The 18,261-nt window shown below is 45.9% G+C and carries 13 protein-coding genes; 4 read left to right on the forward strand and 9 right to left on the reverse strand.

Annotation, left to right across the window (positions count from 1 at the left end; all coding sequences use genetic code 11):
* Positions 1-82 precede the first annotated feature (82 nt).
* Positions 83-499 (reverse strand): VOC family protein, encoded by a 417-nt coding sequence (locus MHB71_RS20680; RefSeq protein ID WP_047840603.1) that lies wholly within the window; start codon positions 497-499, stop codon positions 83-85.
* A gap of 278 nt (positions 500-777) precedes the next feature.
* On the opposite strand from MHB71_RS20680, the gene MHB71_RS20685 reads away from it, so the two are divergent.
* Complete coding sequence (locus tag MHB71_RS20685) at positions 778-1,533, forward strand: class I SAM-dependent methyltransferase (RefSeq protein ID WP_340027500.1); 756 nt, start codon at positions 778-780, stop codon at positions 1,531-1,533.
* 110 nt (positions 1,534-1,643) lie between these two features.
* On the opposite strand, the gene MHB71_RS20690 is transcribed toward MHB71_RS20685, so the two are convergent.
* Positions 1,644-3,731: a penicillin-binding transpeptidase domain-containing protein gene (locus tag MHB71_RS20690; protein ID WP_340027502.1), complete on the reverse strand. Its 2,088-nt coding sequence runs from the start codon at positions 3,729-3,731 to the stop codon at positions 1,644-1,646.
* A gap of 177 nt (positions 3,732-3,908) precedes the next feature.
* Between MHB71_RS20690 and MHB71_RS20695 the strand changes: the two genes are divergently transcribed.
* Positions 3,909-4,313 (forward strand): CBS domain-containing protein, encoded by a 405-nt coding sequence (locus tag MHB71_RS20695; RefSeq protein WP_036605969.1) that lies wholly within the window; start codon positions 3,909-3,911, stop codon positions 4,311-4,313.
* A gap of 114 nt (positions 4,314-4,427) precedes the next feature.
* On the opposite strand, the gene MHB71_RS20700 is transcribed toward MHB71_RS20695, so the two are convergent.
* The 3 genes from MHB71_RS20700 to MHB71_RS20710 form a co-directional block, all read right to left on the reverse strand.
* Positions 4,428-4,868, reverse strand: coding sequence for a hypothetical protein (locus MHB71_RS20700; protein ID WP_076253745.1), 441 nt, complete (start codon positions 4,866-4,868; stop codon positions 4,428-4,430).
* Positions 4,865-5,314: a hypothetical protein gene (locus tag MHB71_RS20705; protein ID WP_340027504.1), complete on the reverse strand. Its 450-nt coding sequence runs from the start codon at positions 5,312-5,314 to the stop codon at positions 4,865-4,867. The genes MHB71_RS20700 and MHB71_RS20705 overlap by 4 nt, the downstream gene beginning before the upstream one ends.
* A 179-nt stretch (positions 5,315-5,493) precedes the next feature.
* Complete coding sequence (locus tag MHB71_RS20710) at positions 5,494-5,682, reverse strand: hypothetical protein (RefSeq protein ID WP_340027505.1); 189 nt, start codon at positions 5,680-5,682, stop codon at positions 5,494-5,496.
* A gap of 303 nt (positions 5,683-5,985) precedes the next feature.
* On the opposite strand from MHB71_RS20710, the gene MHB71_RS20715 reads away from it, so the two are divergent.
* Positions 5,986-6,588, forward strand: a complete 603-nt coding sequence (locus MHB71_RS20715; protein ID WP_339189728.1) for a hypothetical protein — start codon at positions 5,986-5,988, stop codon at positions 6,586-6,588.
* 236 nt (positions 6,589-6,824) lie between these two features.
* A complete protein-coding gene (locus tag MHB71_RS20720; RefSeq protein ID WP_340027507.1) occupies positions 6,825-9,065 on the forward strand; it encodes an S-layer homology domain-containing protein in 2,241 nt (746 codons plus the stop codon).
* 194 nt (positions 9,066-9,259) lie between these two features.
* Here MHB71_RS20720 and MHB71_RS20725 read toward each other — a convergent pair whose 3' ends face one another.
* The 4 genes from MHB71_RS20725 to MHB71_RS20740 all read right to left on the reverse strand — a co-directional run bounded on the left by MHB71_RS20725 (position 9,260) and on the right by MHB71_RS20740 (position 18,250).
* Entirely contained in the window at positions 9,260-10,603 is a 1,344-nt protein-coding gene (locus tag MHB71_RS20725) for an MFS transporter (RefSeq protein WP_339189732.1), read from the reverse strand.
* A gap of 147 nt (positions 10,604-10,750) precedes the next feature.
* On the reverse strand, positions 10,751-11,026 hold the full coding sequence (locus tag MHB71_RS20730; protein ID WP_340027508.1) for an aminotransferase class III-fold pyridoxal phosphate-dependent enzyme: 276 nt from the start codon (positions 11,024-11,026) through the stop codon (positions 10,751-10,753).
* A 102-nt stretch (positions 11,027-11,128) separates the two neighbouring features.
* On the reverse strand, positions 11,129-15,154 hold the full coding sequence (locus MHB71_RS20735) for an amino acid adenylation domain-containing protein (RefSeq protein ID WP_340027509.1): 4,026 nt from the start codon (positions 15,152-15,154) through the stop codon (positions 11,129-11,131).
* Positions 15,155-18,250, reverse strand: coding sequence for an amino acid adenylation domain-containing protein (locus MHB71_RS20740; protein WP_340027510.1), 3,096 nt, complete (start codon positions 18,248-18,250; stop codon positions 15,155-15,157).
* Between the last annotated feature and the right edge of the window lie 11 nt (positions 18,251-18,261).

Raw genomic sequence — 18,261 nt, forward strand, 5'->3', positions numbered from 1 at the left:
AATATAAGCAATGAAAAAGGTACGACTGACAAAAAAAGAACCTTCCTATTAATCTAGGAAGGCTCTAGTTATTTTCATTTTATTACTCCGAAGGAAAAGCGCTGAGATCCATATAGGAAACTTCCCACAGGTGATCATCCAGATCCTGAAAACTCCATCCGTACATAAATCCGTGATCCTGTGGTTCGTTGGATGGCTTCCCTCCTGCATCGAGGGCAGCTTGTACAATCACATCTACCTGCTCACGGCTATCTACAGACAGGGCAACAATGACTTCGGTTGTATCGGCGGCATTGGAGATTTTTTTCGAAATGAAGGATTGGAAACGTTCCTCCACCAGAAGCATGGCGTAAATATTTTCTCCGATGATCATACAAGTAGCAGACTCGTCCGTAAAATTGGCGTCAAACTCAAATCCCACCTTGGTAAAAAACTCAACGGATTTCTTCAAATCTTGTACAGGTAAATTGACAAAAATCTGCTTAGCACGAATAGCCACCATCGATCACCTCGAACTCATAGAATACATTCCACCTCAAAATAACACCTCGCGAATACGCTGTCAATTGAATATAATGGAGACATTCCAACTTGTGAGGTGACACGGATGTTGCTCCGTATTGTTCGAAGTAATTAGTCGTCGGGCTGGGTCAAAAACGCGTACCAGCTATCAAGGGACACGTCTGTCCATTTGATCCTATTCGAGCATTTACACTAGAACGATTTGGCACAACACTCTTGTCCTGTTCAAACAAATCACATTGGAGGAATATGAGAATGAAAAACAAAATAGATTACGCTGACTTTTATGAGCGAGTAGGCCGGACGAATGGCTGGAACTTCAGCTCCATGAACGTTGTCTCGGAGAACATCGGATGGAACTTCTATGAGGAAGTTGTCCGCCATACGCGATCGTCCGATCTGTTGCTGGATATTGGGACGGGTGGTGGAGAATCCATTCTGTCCATTGCGGAAGAAGCTTTATTGCTAGTGGGAATTGATCTCGCTCAAGGAATGATTGAGACCGCACAGCATAATCTTCAGGCTACGGGCGGTCATTCCAATGTACGCTTTCTGCATATGGACGCAGAAAAATTGGATTTTCCAGATTGCTTCTTTAATGTGGTATCTTCCAGACACTCTGGGTTCTCTGCTTCAGAAGTATTTAGGGTTCTTGCTCAGGGTGGGATATTTCTAACCCAGCAGGTCAGCGAACATGATAAACTCAACCTTTCAGTAGCTTTTGGCCGTGGCCAAAGTTTTGGCATTCAACCTGGCACATTGATGAAACGATACAAGCATGAACTTCAAACAGCAGGTTTCCATGACATTCAGGTCCGTGAATATAATGTGGTGGAGCATTACGCTACACCTGAAGATTTGATGTTTCTCCTAACCCATGCACCCATCATTCCTGATTTCGGAAAGGTAGACACTGACTTCGAGCGATTCCAGCAGTTTGTGAAAGAACATCACGACGAGAAGGGCATTCGTACCAACTCGGCACGCTTCATGATTACTGCTCGGAAATAAATGATTCCATATTGAATAAAATGAAACAATAAAGACCCGGTCACATGTGAGAACCATAACATGGTGACCGGGTCTTTATATTATGCTTTCGAGGCTATATTAAATCAGAGTTACTGCGTAATCTCCAACTTTTCCAAAAAAGGCTTTAATTTATCCACGACATAGTGGCTTCCACCTCGGCCGTTCACCTCTTCAATTACAGCGGATAACAGAAAGCTCGGAGAATCAGTATCAAACACTACGAAAAATCCGTTTTCCTGACCCTTCTCTCCCTTTTTTGCTTTCAGTTCCGCTGTTCCCGTCTTGCCCGCGAGCCCTCCAGGTATTGAATTCAAGGTGTGGGCCGTACCTCCTTGCCGGGAAACAACTTCTCCCAAAGCATCCTTAACCGTATTTGCGGCTTCCGGAGTAATAATTACCTCAGGCTCAGTGCTTTCTTTTCCCTCGATCAGAACAGGTTTCACCAGTTTCCCTTCATTAATAAAAGGTGTAAATGACGATGCCAGATGAATCGGGGACATCAACATCTCCCCTTGCCCGTAGGACGTATCAGCGAGCAACACCTCAGAAGACAGATCCAGATGTGCTTCGTTGGCATATTGGCTTGGCTTCAGATACAGTTCATCCAGTCCAAAGTTATCGCCAAAACCAAACTTCTGGATCCCATCAATAAACTTGGTGCTGCCCATCTCAATCGCTTCCATGGCAAAGTAAATATTGTCCGAGTACACCAGAGCATCGACCATGTTAACCGGGGATAAACTCTTCACACGCTTAACATAATAACCGCCCCAACTATCGTCTTTACGCCATTGCAAGCCAGAGATATCATGGGTTTTGTCTGCTGTGGTCACCTTCTCCACCAGTCCCGCTGCGGCTGTAATCGCTTTGAAGGTTGATCCTGGTGCATACCGGGTAGTGACTCTGTTGATAAAAGGAAGCTTCTCATTCGCCGAATAAGCATCCCATTCTGCCTGAGTAAGTCCTGTGACCATTTTGTTCGGGTTATAGGAAGGCGCACTGACCAACGCCAGCAGGTTGCCGTCCGTCGAATTCATTAGAACCATTGCACCTGCATCTCCACCACTGGATAATGTCTGATACAATTTCTTTTGTTGTTTGGAGCTAATCGTCAGTTGTACATTCTGTCCATCTACAGCATCCTTGCGAATAAGCTCAGAACGAGAGTTACCGGATTCATCAGTGATTTCGATCAGACCACCACGTTCACCACGCAGCTGCTTCTCCATGGACTGCTCCAAACCCGCTTTGCCGATCCAATCTTCTGCGCGATAATACCCTTCCGTATCCTTATCCAGATCTTCCTTGGTGGCTTTGCGCACGTAACCAATCAGGTGCGCAGCCGCCTCGCCGAGTGGATAATAGCGGATTTCCTTGCTTTGCATCGTAACCCCGCTTAAAGATTCTGGCACGTCAAACTCCTCCGTTGAACCAATCGGGACAAAATACTCCGGCTTCACCCATGTCTGCGCAAGCGCCTTGTGAATGGCATCTTCCGAAACCTGATAATGGCTCGCGATTCGGGTAATCATCTGGTCCGGGTTATCACCAAGTTTCTCAGGTACAATGCCCCATTCATTCATCGTCCCCTTGGTAGCGAGCGGCAAACCATCACGATCCACAATGTCTCCACGATCGGGGAACAGTGTCCTCACTCGTACCTTACTGCCCTTAGCCATGTCATTCAGGATCAGCGAAGGCTGCCAGTTAATTTGCCAGTTTTTGCCCCCGTCCTCAAGCTCGTGCCGGACCAGTTTTAATGTATGCGTCTCACTGACTTCACCCAAAAAAGTTGTCAGTTGCAGGTTGTAATCCACCTCATACGTATCCGGGTTTTGTTTCTCTGCATCGGTCTTACTGCCATCGGAAGCCGTTTCGTCAACCTCCACAGGTTTAACCTCCGCCTTGACGGTGGATACTTCCATCCCCGAATAGATCGCATTGTATTTCTCAACAAATTGTTCCTTGTTCATGCCCGACTCTTGCAACGAAGCAGGTGTCATCAAGGTGTACAACTGGTCAAATTCTTTTTTTTGCAGATGCTCTATGTATTGATTCACGGTAGTCTGGGGCTTAGCCTCTGCTTCTTTGTTATTCTGCATGTATAGATACATTCCGATTCCACCTGCAAACAAGATGGGCAGCAGTCCGTACATTAATTTACGTTTTGATTTCATGGTTACATCACCTCTAATATACACTATAGATTTCCAGAGCCATTTAAACAATGAAACAAATCTGACGAATTTATCATTAAAAATAGCCGAAAGCTCACATAATATGTTTAAATAAGGAGAGTGAGATTACATACTAAAGCTTTTTTGCTATGCAAAAGGCTGAAAAGGAGCCCGATGATGGAAATCAGCTATTTTTTACTCCCCAAAGCCGAAGTGGCCTATATCAAGTCTACCGCTTCCATGAAAGATGCTATTGAGCAATTGGAATCGCAACACTACACCGCCGTTCCCGTGATTGACCAGGATGGAAAATATGTTGCTACCCTGTCCGAAGGCGATTTGTTATGGAAAATGCGAAATACACCCGGATTGACTTTTGATACGATGGATCAGGTTCAGGTCCATGAGATTAACAATCGGGTATATAATGAATGTGTATTCATTGAGGCTGAAATGGAGGATATGCTGACACTTGCAGCAGACCAAAATTTTGTGCCCGTGGTGGATGTCGATCGTGTCTTCCTCGGTATTATCCGTCGTAAGGATATTATTGAATACTATACGCGTAACATTTCGGATTAAATGAAGTCAAACATCCTGTAATAAACGAATATTCAACTCGAAAGGGTACTCCTGTGGTCATGTTTTGGCCAAACCGGGGTACCCTTTTTGTTTCATGGTCTGGTCGGAATCATTCTAGTTACGCTTAGCCCGCTCTTCAATGTAATAACTCAACACATCCCTCGGACTTCCCTGAAATGCACGCTCTCTGCCGAACTCATACGCCTGATGCAAATACGAATACGCCTCGTCATGCTGTTCAAGTCTCATGCAGATCATGCCGAGATCGATCAACGGACTCGTACTTCTATCCGAACTCCGCGTACTTAACGATATCTCAGCCCACGGCTTCGCCAGTCCATACTGCTTCAGATCGATATGTGCATTCGCATGACAGGATGCGATCCAGCTTGCAATCTCCCATTCCATCTTCGGCTCGGGCAACATGCCCCATGCCTGATCATAATAGATAAGTGCTTGTTCATGTTGTTGCGTCTCATCCAGCACATTACCGGCTTCTACCGTTTCTACAATTTGTCGCTCCAGTTCGGCATGTTCCGGTGTCAGATCTTTCATTGCACCGTCTCCTCCTCCAGAACGAAATACCACTCCAGAAAAGCATTGAAATCAGCCCACTGCGGCTCACTCTCGCCATTAAGAAACCGTTCAATCGATTCACCCAGTTCCACCAGTACCACTTCTCCCGTCTGACGGTTGTAGAAAAATCCACCTTCACCTTCAAAACTGTCCAGTGGAATATACGCCTCGGGAAGTCCCAGTGTAAGCTGTGCTACATCCATGTCTTCCATATATACGGTGTTCTCCATAAACCAGCAGATCTGATACAACTCCTGATGCCTGCTGTAGAAAGTTGGTCCATCCTCTGCATGTAAATAAAATTGTGCAAAATCCGATTGAAGATCGATCTCCAGCTTTTGCAATGCTTCTTCGTAGGCTGCTGGAACATCTTCATGCCACCAGCCTTGCTCCTGGCAATGATCAATCACTTTATTGGATAACATCGCAGACCTCCTAATTCAATTTTGCTCACACAGATTTTACAGGTATCCAGACTTGGGGAGGTATGCCATCACCTCTGTACACTTCAAGTTCTGGAATACCTGCATGCTTATATGAAGTGGAAGGCAACCACTCTGTCATAATATGGTGCCACAACCGTTGTATCGCCTCCGGCTTTAATTCATCCCACCAGACCGGGAATAGCTCCGTTATTGAACCCGTTTAAACGTTCCTCAATGCCGTCTGCCAAAGCATCCTGCCACATCTTAGGAATTTCTATTAAATTCTCACCATCCACACAAGAGAACGTTCGTTTGATGCCCACAAAGGTAAGAGACTGTTGTTCGATCACATGTTCATTCACATTCATTAGATGGACTCCTCTCCGAGAGTGATATGGGGTACGGTTCTCCATGACCCATTCATGAAAACATTGTCCCATACATGATATATACCTCCGATATGTCCTACAGTTACTGTATCAAAAGAGTAGGTAGATTGGAAATAGTGCCAGTACTCCTGCATATGAGAAGAAAACTTACTTACCACTCGTTGCTGCTCGATGTTGGGAGATAGACATACTGGGTTCTTCCCGTCCTTCATTTCCTTATTCTGGTGCAACTTTCTCCCTAGTCGTTCGTCTAACTACTGACCAACAACTAAGGAGATGAATATGCGAATAACTTGCAGCCCCGGTTTCCCAGGAAGCATGATTGGATCGATTGATCTTCAGCCATCGAAGTATTACACCCCACCTTCCAGTAACAGTAAGATCACAGAATATGTTGACCCCGAACTCGTTACCATTCCCTATGTGGAAGATCCGGAATTCGGATCACACTTTGAGGCCATGAAGGTCATGAACGGAACTTATAAAGATGAAATGCATGTGAGCTATGATGTCGAATTTACGATTGATGTAGATAAAAAAGGTTATATTACGCAATTCGAGCATACGTTCCAGCTGGAACGTTATCTGGATCTGGTTCGCACAAAGTCCTATAAAGTGATCAAGACAAACTGGTGCGGACAAGTATTTCACGTGATGACGTACAGTTACCTGGAGGAAGTCATTCATCCGAAAAATGTCCTTTTTAAATGTAACCTCGCAGAAGACGTTTTTGTGGTAGCTGAACTTGTCTCCAATCGCTCAGATGAAAGTGCAACTGAGCACGGTATCAGGGATCTTTATTTCCGTGCATTAATCTCGGCACGAGATGATCTGTACCCATTAGATTATATGTGTGAGCCTGATTTCGACCTGAGTCTCGACTAAAAAGTAGATACATATGTAGAAAGAGCATAAGCAGTCCCCAATCAGCGGGGTGGCCTGTGCTCTTTTTTTAACAAAAAAACCACCAACCCCCTAATTTAAACACCCTCCTTCATACGCTCGGCCTTATGCTCCCATGCCTGACTCTAAGCAAAACAAGCTGTAATGTCGATGAATATACCATAATGCTGTATATGCATATGTTCTTCGTACGTCCAGATATGAGAGGGGTTGGAAACATGGTTTACCGGAAAAATAAAATGCATTCACTGTTCACTCTGCCCTTGGCAGGGCTGCTGTTTCTGTTATGGGGTGCTCAAGCGGCACATGCGGAACAGGTGGACAGTTTGTTACCTGAGCGAAGTCAGCAGGAGATTGTCCAAAAGTGGAATCAGTGGATGAATGGCAATGATACATCTCCCCTGTATACAAAAACACCTTCGACAAGTGCTCCCTACTCTGCTGGTGTGGTAAGTGACGCCTATCTGGAACAAGGGCTGAACGCAGCCAACTTTTATCGTTTTATTACGGGGCTACAGGGCGATCTTGTGCTTGACCCGACATTGAATCGTCAAGCCCAGCATGGGGCTGTTGTGGTCTCCACGGGTGGATACCTGTCCCATTCTCCAAAACAGCCAGGAGATATGCCAAAGGATTTCTTTGACACAGGTTCAAAGTCTGCCAGCAGCTCCAATCTGTACCTTACCAGTAGTGCCAAGGATAACGTCCTGACCAAAAGCATTCAGGCTTACATGAATGATTCAGATGCCTCCAATATTGATCGACTCGGTCATCGGCGCTGGATTTTGAGTCCACAACTGCAACGAATCGGATTTGGACTCGCCACTCGTAGTGAAGCAGGCAAGACATATGATCAGTACTATAGTGCCATGCAGGTATTTGATAAAAGCAGAACTGGGGGAACTTCGTTCAACTACAGCCTGTTCCCAAATCAGGGAGCTTTTCCAATCGAAGCCTTTGGCAGTACACAGGCCTGGTCTGTCCAACTGAATACAGATGTATTCGCGAAGCCATCACTGTCTGAGGTACAGGTCGAGATGACTCGAACTTCCGATCAACGTACATGGAACTTTAATGCCAAGAACCAGAACACTGGCTTTCCAACGGGTTATTACAACGTGGACCCTGCGGATAAACAATGGTTTAATCAAGCCTATTTCAATGTAGAGACAGGTGGATATGGATATGGCTACGCCATTATCTTCCGTCCTGACGATGTGCAATTGTTAAAGAACGGCGATACGTTCAACATTCGAATTACAGGTCTGCAAAAGAAAAACGGTACAGCAGCGGAAATCTCATACTCCACACGTTTCTTCCATGTGGACGGTGTTCAAGATACAACACTTACCCGTATAACGCCAGGACAACCAAACCTGAAAGTCCGAGCAGGAGAACAGATTGATCTACCTTCAATCACTGCCGTGAATGATAACGGAACATCCTATGTTCCACAGTCTAACGTTTCCTTCACCACGACGTCAGATCGCATTGCCATCAAGGATGGAAAAATCATTGGACTGCAGGCTGGTAAAGCCGAAATTCGGATTCGTTTTGAAGGGAAAGAAGTGGTTGTCTCTGTTACGGTAACGGGAATTCCCCAATTAACTGATGTCCGTACACATTGGGCGAAAGATGCCATTCAATGGGCCGTTCAACAGGAGATGGTCAGTGGATACGAGGATGGAACGTTCAAACCCAACAATCAGGTGAGTGAAGCCGAATTCCTCTCCATGTTGTTCAAGCTGTATGCGAATTCCCATGTCATTCAGAGCATCGATGCTGTAGAGGGACAAGCTATCAAAGGAAACATCTGGAGTGATCGTTATTATACCTATGCTTCCGCGTTGAATCTGAAACTGGATGCCAGCAAACAGAATCCGAAGCTGCGCAATCATGCCTTGAATCGAACAGAAGTAGCCGTAATCGTGGCGGGGCTTGGCGGTAAAAATTATACCCAGGATGACGATGCCATCAGGTATCTGCTGAACATGGGATACTCTTCGGGCAAAACTGCAGCTACGGTGCAAGGTTATGCGGGACAAGAATCCTTGACCCGGGCAGAGGCCGTTGTTTTTCTCCAGAACCTGAAGGAAAAAGGCTTCGAACTATGGAGCAGACCGAAAAATGCCACTGAAGCTACCGAGAATGAAAAGAACGGCGGACTATCGGATCAGACCATGAAAGCAGTATATTCTGCCGATCACACATTGGTCCTTCAAGGTACGTTCCCGGCGTATGCCAACCAGACGATGCCAATTAAAATCCATGGTCCTTCGCCTGCTGTAGAGCACATCCAGACGCAGCAGGTTACAACAGATGCCTATGGCAATTTTAAACTAACGGTAAGTACCCTTGATGCGAAGGAACTTAACCTCTATGTGGACGTACGCGAAGATTATTCCTACTGGATCAGTGTAGAGGCGGGGCGAACTGCGATAAGTGATTATACGGAGTAAAAACAATTAACCTGCAATATTCGATTGCTTAGGTAACGTTTAACATGGTTTAACATGAATGAACCTGAATAAGACACCTCATGGAACAGGCACGGGATAACCAATCGTTATCCCCATACCCTTCTGAAGGTGCCTTTTTTATTTTTTCACATATGAAATTTAGAGATGAACGACGGTCTCATTATGCTACAGTGTTAAGCCCCCATTTCGGTATTCGAACGAGCCGTGCCGCCACGTGGTGTGAAATTGAAATATCCTTCATCCAGTTGCTCCGTCTTGGGAAGGTTGCGGGATACGCGATCGAACATCCAGTATACACCTACCAAAACAACGGTAATTCCACATAAGGTAATGACTGTAGAACTCGGCAGCCAGACCCCCAGCGTACCGCCGATCAAGCTGCCTATTGGCATAGCTATGCCGCTTAAAGCCATCGTCGCGGAGAAAACCAAACCCAAATATTGCTGCGGCACTCCCTTCTGCACAACGGTATTGATGATGACGTTAACGGCTCCGCCGGGAACCCAGGCCAGTCCGTATACCAGAATGCTCAGCCAGCTCCATGGAGTAAATATACACCCGATCCAAGCGATCCCGGAGATGATGTATGCCACAGAATACAACCGACCCAAACGCACATTTTCCAGTCTGAGATACGGTGCACATGTTGCACCAATGACGCTGCCGAGCGCCTGTGCCATCAGCATCAACCCGTAGATATCGGCTCCACCGATCTCATCACTATATATGGGGAGTACACTAAATGTCGCTCCTCCCGCAGCATTAATAACCATAATGCCAAAAAGTAATTTGGCCAATGCTGTCCGTGTAAGCAGCCTGATTCCACTCACTAAATCATCCGTGTAATTCCTAAAAAACAAACGCATTCCTGACGATGTACTCCCATTCACCTGTTCAATAGTCTCATCATATGTATCCTGTTCCTTCTTCATTTTCGATTCCATGATATAAGGAGCAATCCGCAATTGGGAGAATAATAACGCACCTATGAAGAAACCGATGGCATTCCAAAAATACAAAGACACCGCACCCAGCGCAACAATGAGGATCCCGGAGATGGCATTACAAGCCACATCAATCCCCTGATAAGCGATGGAAAACAGAGAATTGCCCTGCGTGAGTTGGTGTTTCTCCAATACTCTTGGCAGTGCTGACATCTGAACAGGGTACACCCAGGTATTACATATGTTCAGAATAGGGGTGATCACGAGTACCAGGCCTACACTCAGAAAATCATAGTATGCAGCAATAGGGACAATTAATAACAATGCGGCCTGAATTAACTGACTATATACCAGAATCCCTCGAATCGGGATCCGATCTATCATCGGTCCGGATAACAGTTGAATAATTTTCGGCAAAATGGACAAAAAACCCGCGAGTCCTGTATAAAATGAGGATCCTCCCAGATTGTAGACCAGCCACATGGCGGATACCGCATATAAGCTATCTCCGATGTTGGTCAAGATTCTGCCAAAAAACATCAAACTGAAGTTCTTGTTTTTGAAAATCTCCATGGCCCACCTCCGCTTACGTCGAACCTAAAACTCATTCCACATCTCTTTCATGCTGCTATGAAGAATGAAGACAAGCGAAGTCATTAATGCTCCGCTTGGTTCAATCTGATGTTCTCTTCCATATGAAGCAGGAAGATGCATCCAAAGTTAAATCTTTTGCACAACTTTCTCCTCTTGCAACGCCAACACCGAAGCAATGCTATCCCTCAGGATTTCGCATCCCTTTCGCAGATTGTTGTTGGAAATATTCAATGGAGGCATGACCTTAACCACGCTATCATGTCTGCCTACTCGCTCGACAATAAGTCCACGTTCGAAACATGCCTTCTGTACCTCTGCTGCAATATTTGTATCGAATTTGGAGAGATCCAACCCCCAGATCAGACCAATTCCCCGAATATCAATGTTGGGGTACTGCTTCAATATTTCCTCACTCCATATAGAGTCGGTCATCTTTGGCTTTATCAGATAAGGCCGGGAAATGTCTGCAATAACTTCTCACATTGGATTCCATCGTTTCAAAAGTTATCTGATCCATCCCTTCACCATTTGATTCACATATTGGGCCACATTCACAGCATGATTGTAGTCGATCAGATTCTCATGATGACCTGGAATAGGAGTTGAAGTGCATGTACCTGTCGTCTTGGCGTGCCAGACCTGTGCATCCGTTAACGGAACTGGACTTTGTTCATCCTGAGCGGTTGCGTACAACAGATGGATATCGGACTGAATCGGTTCTGCTGAATAGTAGTTATCAAAGGCCACCTCATTAGCCAGACGCACTTTGAGATGTCCAATTATTCCATTATCTGAAAAGTGATGCATGACTTCCTTTAACTGAATCTCATAGTCTCCGCTAGGCACGAACTCATATCCGTCGTTGTTTGCTAATTCGGCAAGAGCCTCCATCTTGTTTATTGGACGAACATCCCGCTCATGGCTTCGGGCAGGTGCATCCAGAATAATCAGCCACTCCAGCTGTTGTCCTGCATCTTCAATGATCCGTGCCATCTCAAATGCCACATTGCCACCAAAGGACCAACCCAGCAAACGGTAGGGACCTATCGGATGCAATTGCGTAAGAACACCATAATAATACTGCGCCAGCTCTTGGACGGTATAGAGCGGTTCTTCGTCGTTTTCATATCCTTTTGGCACAAATCCGTATATATTCAGGCCTTCCAGTTGGCTAACCAACTCATAATAATTGATCAGGTTGCCGCCACCCGTCGGAAGGAGAAACAATGGCGAGTCATCAACACGGCCACCTTCTTTCAACACAACAACCGATTGATCTTGAGGAAGGTTCCCCTCTCGGATGATATGTGCAATCTCGGTCACGGTGGAGTAATCAAACAAGGTGATCACGGATAGCTCGGTATGAAATGTTCTGTTCAGAACATCCATTAAACGGACGGCTTTGATCGAATGTCCACCCTGATCGAAAAAGCTTTCATGAAGATGGATGGTGTCCACACCAAGGATATCCATGAAGATCTGCATGACCTTTTCTTCCAGCTCATCCTGCGGAGCAGCGATATAATCCTTCAATGTGCCACGGTCCAGCTGCTTCAGCGCTGCCTTGTCCAACTTACCGTTACTGTTCAGGGGAATACGATCAATAGTAATGAAACGTGAAGGAATCATGTGACTTGGCAGCAGGGTTCGGCAAAAGTTGCGAAGGTCCGTACTGAGAATCTCAGAAGATGGAGCCAGCTGAATATAAGCACTCAGTGACAGTTCTTCATCATCTCCCCATCTCTCAGCCAGCATCGCACACTCCTGAATATCAGCATGTCTGGAGATTACATCCGTGATTTCCCCCAATTCTACACGCATGCCTCTAATCTTCAATTGGTTGTCTATTCGACCGACAATGTATAACTTGCCAGTGGCGTCGTAATAAGCAATGTCGCCCGTCCTGTATATCCTTCCATCCGTAAACGGGTTTGCAAAGAAAGCCTGTCCGGTCTTTACGGGATCTCCATAGTAACCCCTAGCCAGCCCAACACCACCAATATACAAATAGCCGTGAACCCCGATCGGCACCGGATTCTGCATTTCATCCAGAACATATATAAAATTGTTCCCGATTGGCCGACCAATGGATATATTTCTTCGTGCGCGGAGACCTTCCAACTGCACATTCATATGAATGGTCGAATCAATGGAAACCTCGGTTACCCCATAACTGTTATGCAGATTACGCTCGGGAAGATTGTGGTGGAACGCTGCAACCATTTCGGGTTTCAATGCCTCCCCACTGGAGAATACATCCCTTAATGACGCTAACTGCTCCAGATCCGCCACACTAATTCGCTCCAAAATCATCTTCAACATGCTCGGAACAAAAAAGACGATGGCCACTTCATATTGCTTCAAAGCTTGAATGATCGCATACGGATCACGATGAAATCCTGGTTCCAACAGGGCAACCCTAGCACCTGCCATCCATGTCCAGAAATATTCAAGACCGACATCATCAAAGGTCAGAGTTGTTTTCTGAAGTACTGTTTCATGGGATTCCAGCTTGAATTGGTGCTGCATCCAGCAGATACGGTTCACCCATCCCTGGTGCCGCACAGATACCCCTTTGGGTTTCCCTGTAGTGCCTGACGTATAATAAATAGCTACCAGATGATCAGGCCCCACTTGTGTCGAGGGAACTGTTATCGGCTTGTCCATATATATTTCAGATTGAGATACGTCGATCAGAAGGGCAACATCATCCGGGATCGGCAACGTATTCGTATTGATGAGACAGATGGACGCTCCCGAATCTGTTAACATGTGACGATTTCGCTCCACAGGTGCATCCAGATCCAGAGGCACGATGGCTCCTCCCGCTTTTAACACAGCAAGAAGGGCAATAGGCAAATGCATTGAACGTTCTATGCCAATGGCTACCGCCTTGTCAGGTCCAATTCCCTTTTCGATCAGAAGATGAGCTAATTGATTCGCTTGACGGTCCAGATCTCGATAAGATAATTCATCTCCCCCATACACCACAGCCACCTGATCTGGGGCTTGGGCTACAGATGCTTCAAACAGGTGATGTACACAGATATGATCAGGGTAATCCATTACGGTATCGTTCCATTCATATAGAACTTTCTGTCGTTCTTCATCACTAACGGCTCCAACCCCTGCGATTGGCTTCCCTGGATAATTCACAATATGTTCAAGCAACGCTATAAAATTACTGGCCCAGCGTTCGATCGTACTCACGTGGAACAGATCCCGACTACATTCAAACGTACCCTTAATTACATCCTGATCTTCCGTCAAGTCCAGTGACATGTCGAATTTGGATGTGTTGATCTGCTTCAGCTTGATCTCCCTGAACACAGCCTGTTGATCTTTCTGTTCAAAATGGCCCGCCTTCCCCAGACTGAACATGACCTGAAACAATGGCGAATATCCTGTGGTTCTAGATTGGATCAGGTCATCGAACAACAGATCAATCGGTACATCCTGATGGTCAAATGCATCAAGGATGGTATTTTTGGAAGCGTCAAGGTGGTCCAGAAATGATTGCTGATCATCAATACGGCTTCGCAGTACGAGTGTATTGACAAAGAAACCAACTATCTTCTCCAAATCGGACTGTGGCCGATTGGAGACAGGCGTACCGATCAGCAGATCCGTTTCACCCGAATACTTACGTAACAAAATCGCAAAACAGGTATACATCACCATAAATAGCGTGGAATGATTCTTCTCCGAGATTTTCCTTAATCTGCTGGTAAGAGATGCAGGTATCGTGAAGTATACGGATATCCCCTCTTCACTCCGTTTCTGCGGACGTTCATGGTCATATGGCAAAGTGAGCGTATAGGAGTGTTCTTTCAGCTGATCAAGCCAGTACCTCTTCTGAGCAGCAAACTCTTTACGTTCCAACAATTGATTCTGCCATACCGAGTAGTCTATATATTGGGTCGCGGATGGGTTATATAGCGGCAATGGGCCCACTCCGCGGAAATGTTCATAATAAGATAACAGGTCTCTTCGTATGATCTCGATTGACTGACCATCCGAGATGATATGATGCATCATCAGGACAAAAATGTGGCGGTGATCACTAAGCTTAAATAATTTGAATCTGCACAGTCTGTCCCGAGTAAAATCAAAAGGGCCATCGGCCCTTTCAATTCCATCGACAATCTGACTTTCGGCCTGATCTTCCGGATACATCGATAGATCAACCCATTGATAATCCGGTTGTTCTTTCAAAATATACTGATAAGGTACACCCTCTTCGGAATCAATCCGAATCTGCAGTAACTCTTGCCTGTCCACCATCAGTCCGATGGCTTGCTCAAATGCCGACTCATCGAACTCTCCTCTAATCTCATTGGCAAAAACCATGTTGTATGCCGTACTTCCCGGCTCAATCTGTTGCTGAAGCCACAATCTCTTCTGAGCAAAAGATAAGGGAAATCGGTTGATTTCCCGAGAAGTGCGTTCTACTGTTTTGGAAACATTCATCTGACTTAATATTCGATCAATCAGTTCGCTTTTGTTTATTACTGCACCGGATTTTTTCACTTAATTACCCTCCGTAGAATAACCATTCGCTTCCAATAACAGATTCTCAATCACTTCGGACAATTCACGAATGGTAGGCGCATCAAATATTTTACGTAGCGGCAGATTAACACCTACCTGTTGTCTGATTCCAGAGATGACCTGCGTTGCGATAAGCGAATGCCCTCCGAGTGCAAAGAAATTCTCATCAATACTAATCTGCTCCCGCTTCAATACCGCTCTCCAGATCTGGGCGACAATCTGCTCAACGGTTGTCGTTGGTGCGGCATATTCCGCCCCTGAACTTACATCCACGTCCGGCAGGGCGTGGTAATCAATTTTCCCATTGCTCAGCTGCGGTAAATGCTCCAGCACTTGGATGACGTTCGGAATCATATATTCGGGAAGTGCGGATGAAATCCACTGTTTGACATCCTGAATCTCTCCAGCGGTATCCAGTTCTACATAGGCAGCCAGCAAAGGTTCTGTCTTCTCTAACAATTTCGCCGCTGCAAGTCGCACATGAGGATGTTCATTCAGAACCTTCTCGATCTCGCCAAGTTCGATCCGGTAACCTCTTAACTTCACCTGCCGGTCAACCCTACCAATGTATTCGATATGACCATCCGGGAAATAACGGACCCTGTCTCCGGTTTTGTACATCACGTTGTCCGGCGCATAAGAATGTGCCAGGAAAGCCTGGTCATTTAAGTGTTCATCTACATATCCATCTGCAAGGCCTTTTCCACTGATATATAACTCTCCGGCAACACCTGGCGGGACAAGATTAAGGTTCGAGTCCAGCACGAGCAGATTCGTATTATGAATCGGTCTGCCGATCGTTTCATGAACGTTATCCTTGTCACAGATATGATAAGTCGTATCAATACTCGCCTCAGTTGGGCCGTACAAGTTAATCAACTGAGCGTTGGAACCAGCAAAGAAAGCCTTCTGGAGCGGAATTCCCAGTCTCTCTCCGCCGCTGAACACCCTTTTTAACGGTGCTGAAGAGAGGGTTTCTTTTTCCACCAAAGCCTGAAGCATGGTAGGTACAACCTGTAATGTCGTAATTCGTTCCTTATGAATAATATCGAGCAGATAGTCGGGATCAGCATGCTTGTCCAGCTCAGCAAGAACCAGCCTTGCGCCCGTAGTGAGCGGTGCATAGAATTCCCATACCGATGCATCGAAATTAATCGATGTTTTCTGCAATACAGCGTCTTCCCCGCTCAGTGGAAATTCATTGTTCATCCAATGCATATGGTTGCTGATGGCCTGATGTGACACTTTGACCCCTTTGGGTCTACCTGTGGAACCGGAAGTATAGAGGATATAGGCGATGTCTCTGGCATCTACTCCGATTGCCGGTGCGTCCGTGGGCTCGGTCGCAATTGCCTCACCTTCTTCTTCAAGAAATACAGGATTAGCAAAAAGGGAATTGAGCCGTTCATTGTTTTTATTCAACAACAGCACCGTTTCAATGCGGGCATTCTCACGGATATAGGACAATCGCTCATTGGGATAATCGGGATCAAGTGGTACATAAGCCGCCCCTGCTCGAAGTACCGACAGAAGGGCTATGACCAGCTCAGGAGATCTCTCCACGCTTACCCCGACTACATCTCCATGCCCGACACTTCTTGTCCGATGCAGATAGTGGGCAAGCTGTTTGGACTTCTCATGGATTTCCCGGAACGTAAGCAGAGTGTTACCGGACACAACCGCAACCTGATCTGGTGTCTTCAAGGCTTGTTCGTCCAGCATCTCCACCAATGTAGAGGTTGCATATTCCCGAACCTCTCCTTGAAGAATCGATTGCAATGTAAATGTCAGATGATCAGGGATGATATTGGACGATACGGGTTCATCCAGATTCACATAGGCCTTGTTACAAATATGTGTGAATATATCCGCTACGTAGCCAATCTCTGTCGAAGTGTACTTTTCCTCGTTATATCGAAGAACGATATCTCTGCGATCAGGGTATTGCTGGATATGGAGTCCAAGGTGAACCGGTTCAATCTGTTCCGACTGATACACAACCCGGAACGTGTGACCACCCGATTCCACCACGGATGATGCATCCCGACTCTCGAATCCATAGGAGAACACAGATTGACTCGAATTCGATTTGCTAAACATTTTGAAGTCAAAATAATCTGCATATTCTGCACTATCTTTCGCTTCACTCGTCGTTCTTTGGAAAAACTGAGTCAGCGTGTCGTCCTCTTTTAATCCCGAGTACAGAGGTACGTATCGATTCAATGCACCGACAACCTTCTCCAAATCCTCATCTTGTCGGCCACGCGTATGTACGCCAACCGTTAGTTCCTTATCCTCGCCCAGCAGATGCAAAGTCAGATTCCAACAGGCGAGCGTAACGTTATCTATTGTACTTCCAGCCTTCTCCGCTACCTTCTCAAGTTCAGCCCACAATTCTGGTGACCCTTCCACAGAGAAACTTGCCATCGTAATACTCGTGGTTCCGCCACCGGATACCATGGACAATTGTTTATCAACATGATCAAACCGTTTATTGTTCCAAAAACTTCTTTCCTCCGCATGCTCATCATTGGTCAACAGGTCATTCAACCACTCGGATACAGCATAGTACGGTACCTCTTCTTCCAAAAGTTCAGAGTCCACCTCGGCCACGATTAATTGTGATAAATCCGATAGAATAACGGCAGGTTCAATATCCGAGAACTGTGGATCAAAAGCGAGAATCAACACTTTGGAACGTTCGGACAGATCCACGTTAATGGCCTCCAGCGAATAATCACCTGTCCATGTGTCCAACTCCTTTCGGATCAACCCTTGGATATCCTGCTCCTGAATCGGTTCATCGGAATATGCAGTACGGAATCGGCTTCTGGTCTCCGAATCTACTTTCTGAAGATGGACCCCATAATTGGGATCGGCTTCTATGGAAGTGCGGAGTGTGCTGTATTTCTCGGCTATTCTCTTCACGGCTAATTCAATCTGATCATTGGAGCACTCACCTTCGATGTTAACAGCAATTACACTTGGGACCAGTGATGTTAATCCGTTATTATTCAGTTCATGCAGTCGTTTCTGTTGTGGTGAAAGGGGATAACCCAGCATTACATTTTCCATGTTCAATCCTC

This window comes from Paenibacillus sp. FSL H7-0940 (genome assembly GCF_037979415.1).
GTDB classification, from domain to species: Bacteria; Bacillota; Bacilli; order Paenibacillales; family Paenibacillaceae; genus Paenibacillus; species Paenibacillus amylolyticus.

Bases quoted from the DNA above. Each gene is read 5' to 3' on its own strand.
- MHB71_RS20685 (WP_340027500.1), top strand. From the start codon at position 778: ATGAAAAACAAAATAGATTACGCTGACTTTTATGAGCGAGTAGGCCGG.
- MHB71_RS20690 (WP_340027502.1), bottom strand. From the start codon at position 3,731: ATGAAATCAAAACGTAAATTAATGTACGGACTGCTGCCCATCTTGTTT.
- MHB71_RS20695 (WP_036605969.1), top strand. From the start codon at position 3,909: ATGGAAATCAGCTATTTTTTACTCCCCAAAGCCGAAGTGGCCTATATC.
- MHB71_RS20700 (WP_076253745.1), bottom strand. From the start codon at position 4,868: ATGAAAGATCTGACACCGGAACATGCCGAACTGGAGCGACAAATTGTA.
- MHB71_RS20705 (WP_340027504.1), bottom strand. From the start codon at position 5,314: ATGTTATCCAATAAAGTGATTGATCATTGCCAGGAGCAAGGCTGGTGG.
- MHB71_RS20710 (WP_340027505.1), bottom strand. From the start codon at position 5,682: ATGAATGTGAATGAACATGTGATCGAACAACAGTCTCTTACCTTTGTG.
- MHB71_RS20715 (WP_339189728.1), top strand. From the start codon at position 5,986: ATGCGAATAACTTGCAGCCCCGGTTTCCCAGGAAGCATGATTGGATCG.
- MHB71_RS20720 (WP_340027507.1), top strand. From the start codon at position 6,825: ATGGTTTACCGGAAAAATAAAATGCATTCACTGTTCACTCTGCCCTTG.
- MHB71_RS20725 (WP_339189732.1), bottom strand. From the start codon at position 10,603: ATGGAGATTTTCAAAAACAAGAACTTCAGTTTGATGTTTTTTGGCAGA.
- MHB71_RS20740 (WP_340027510.1), bottom strand. From the start codon at position 18,250: ATGGAAAATGTAATGCTGGGTTATCCCCTTTCACCACAACAGAAACGA.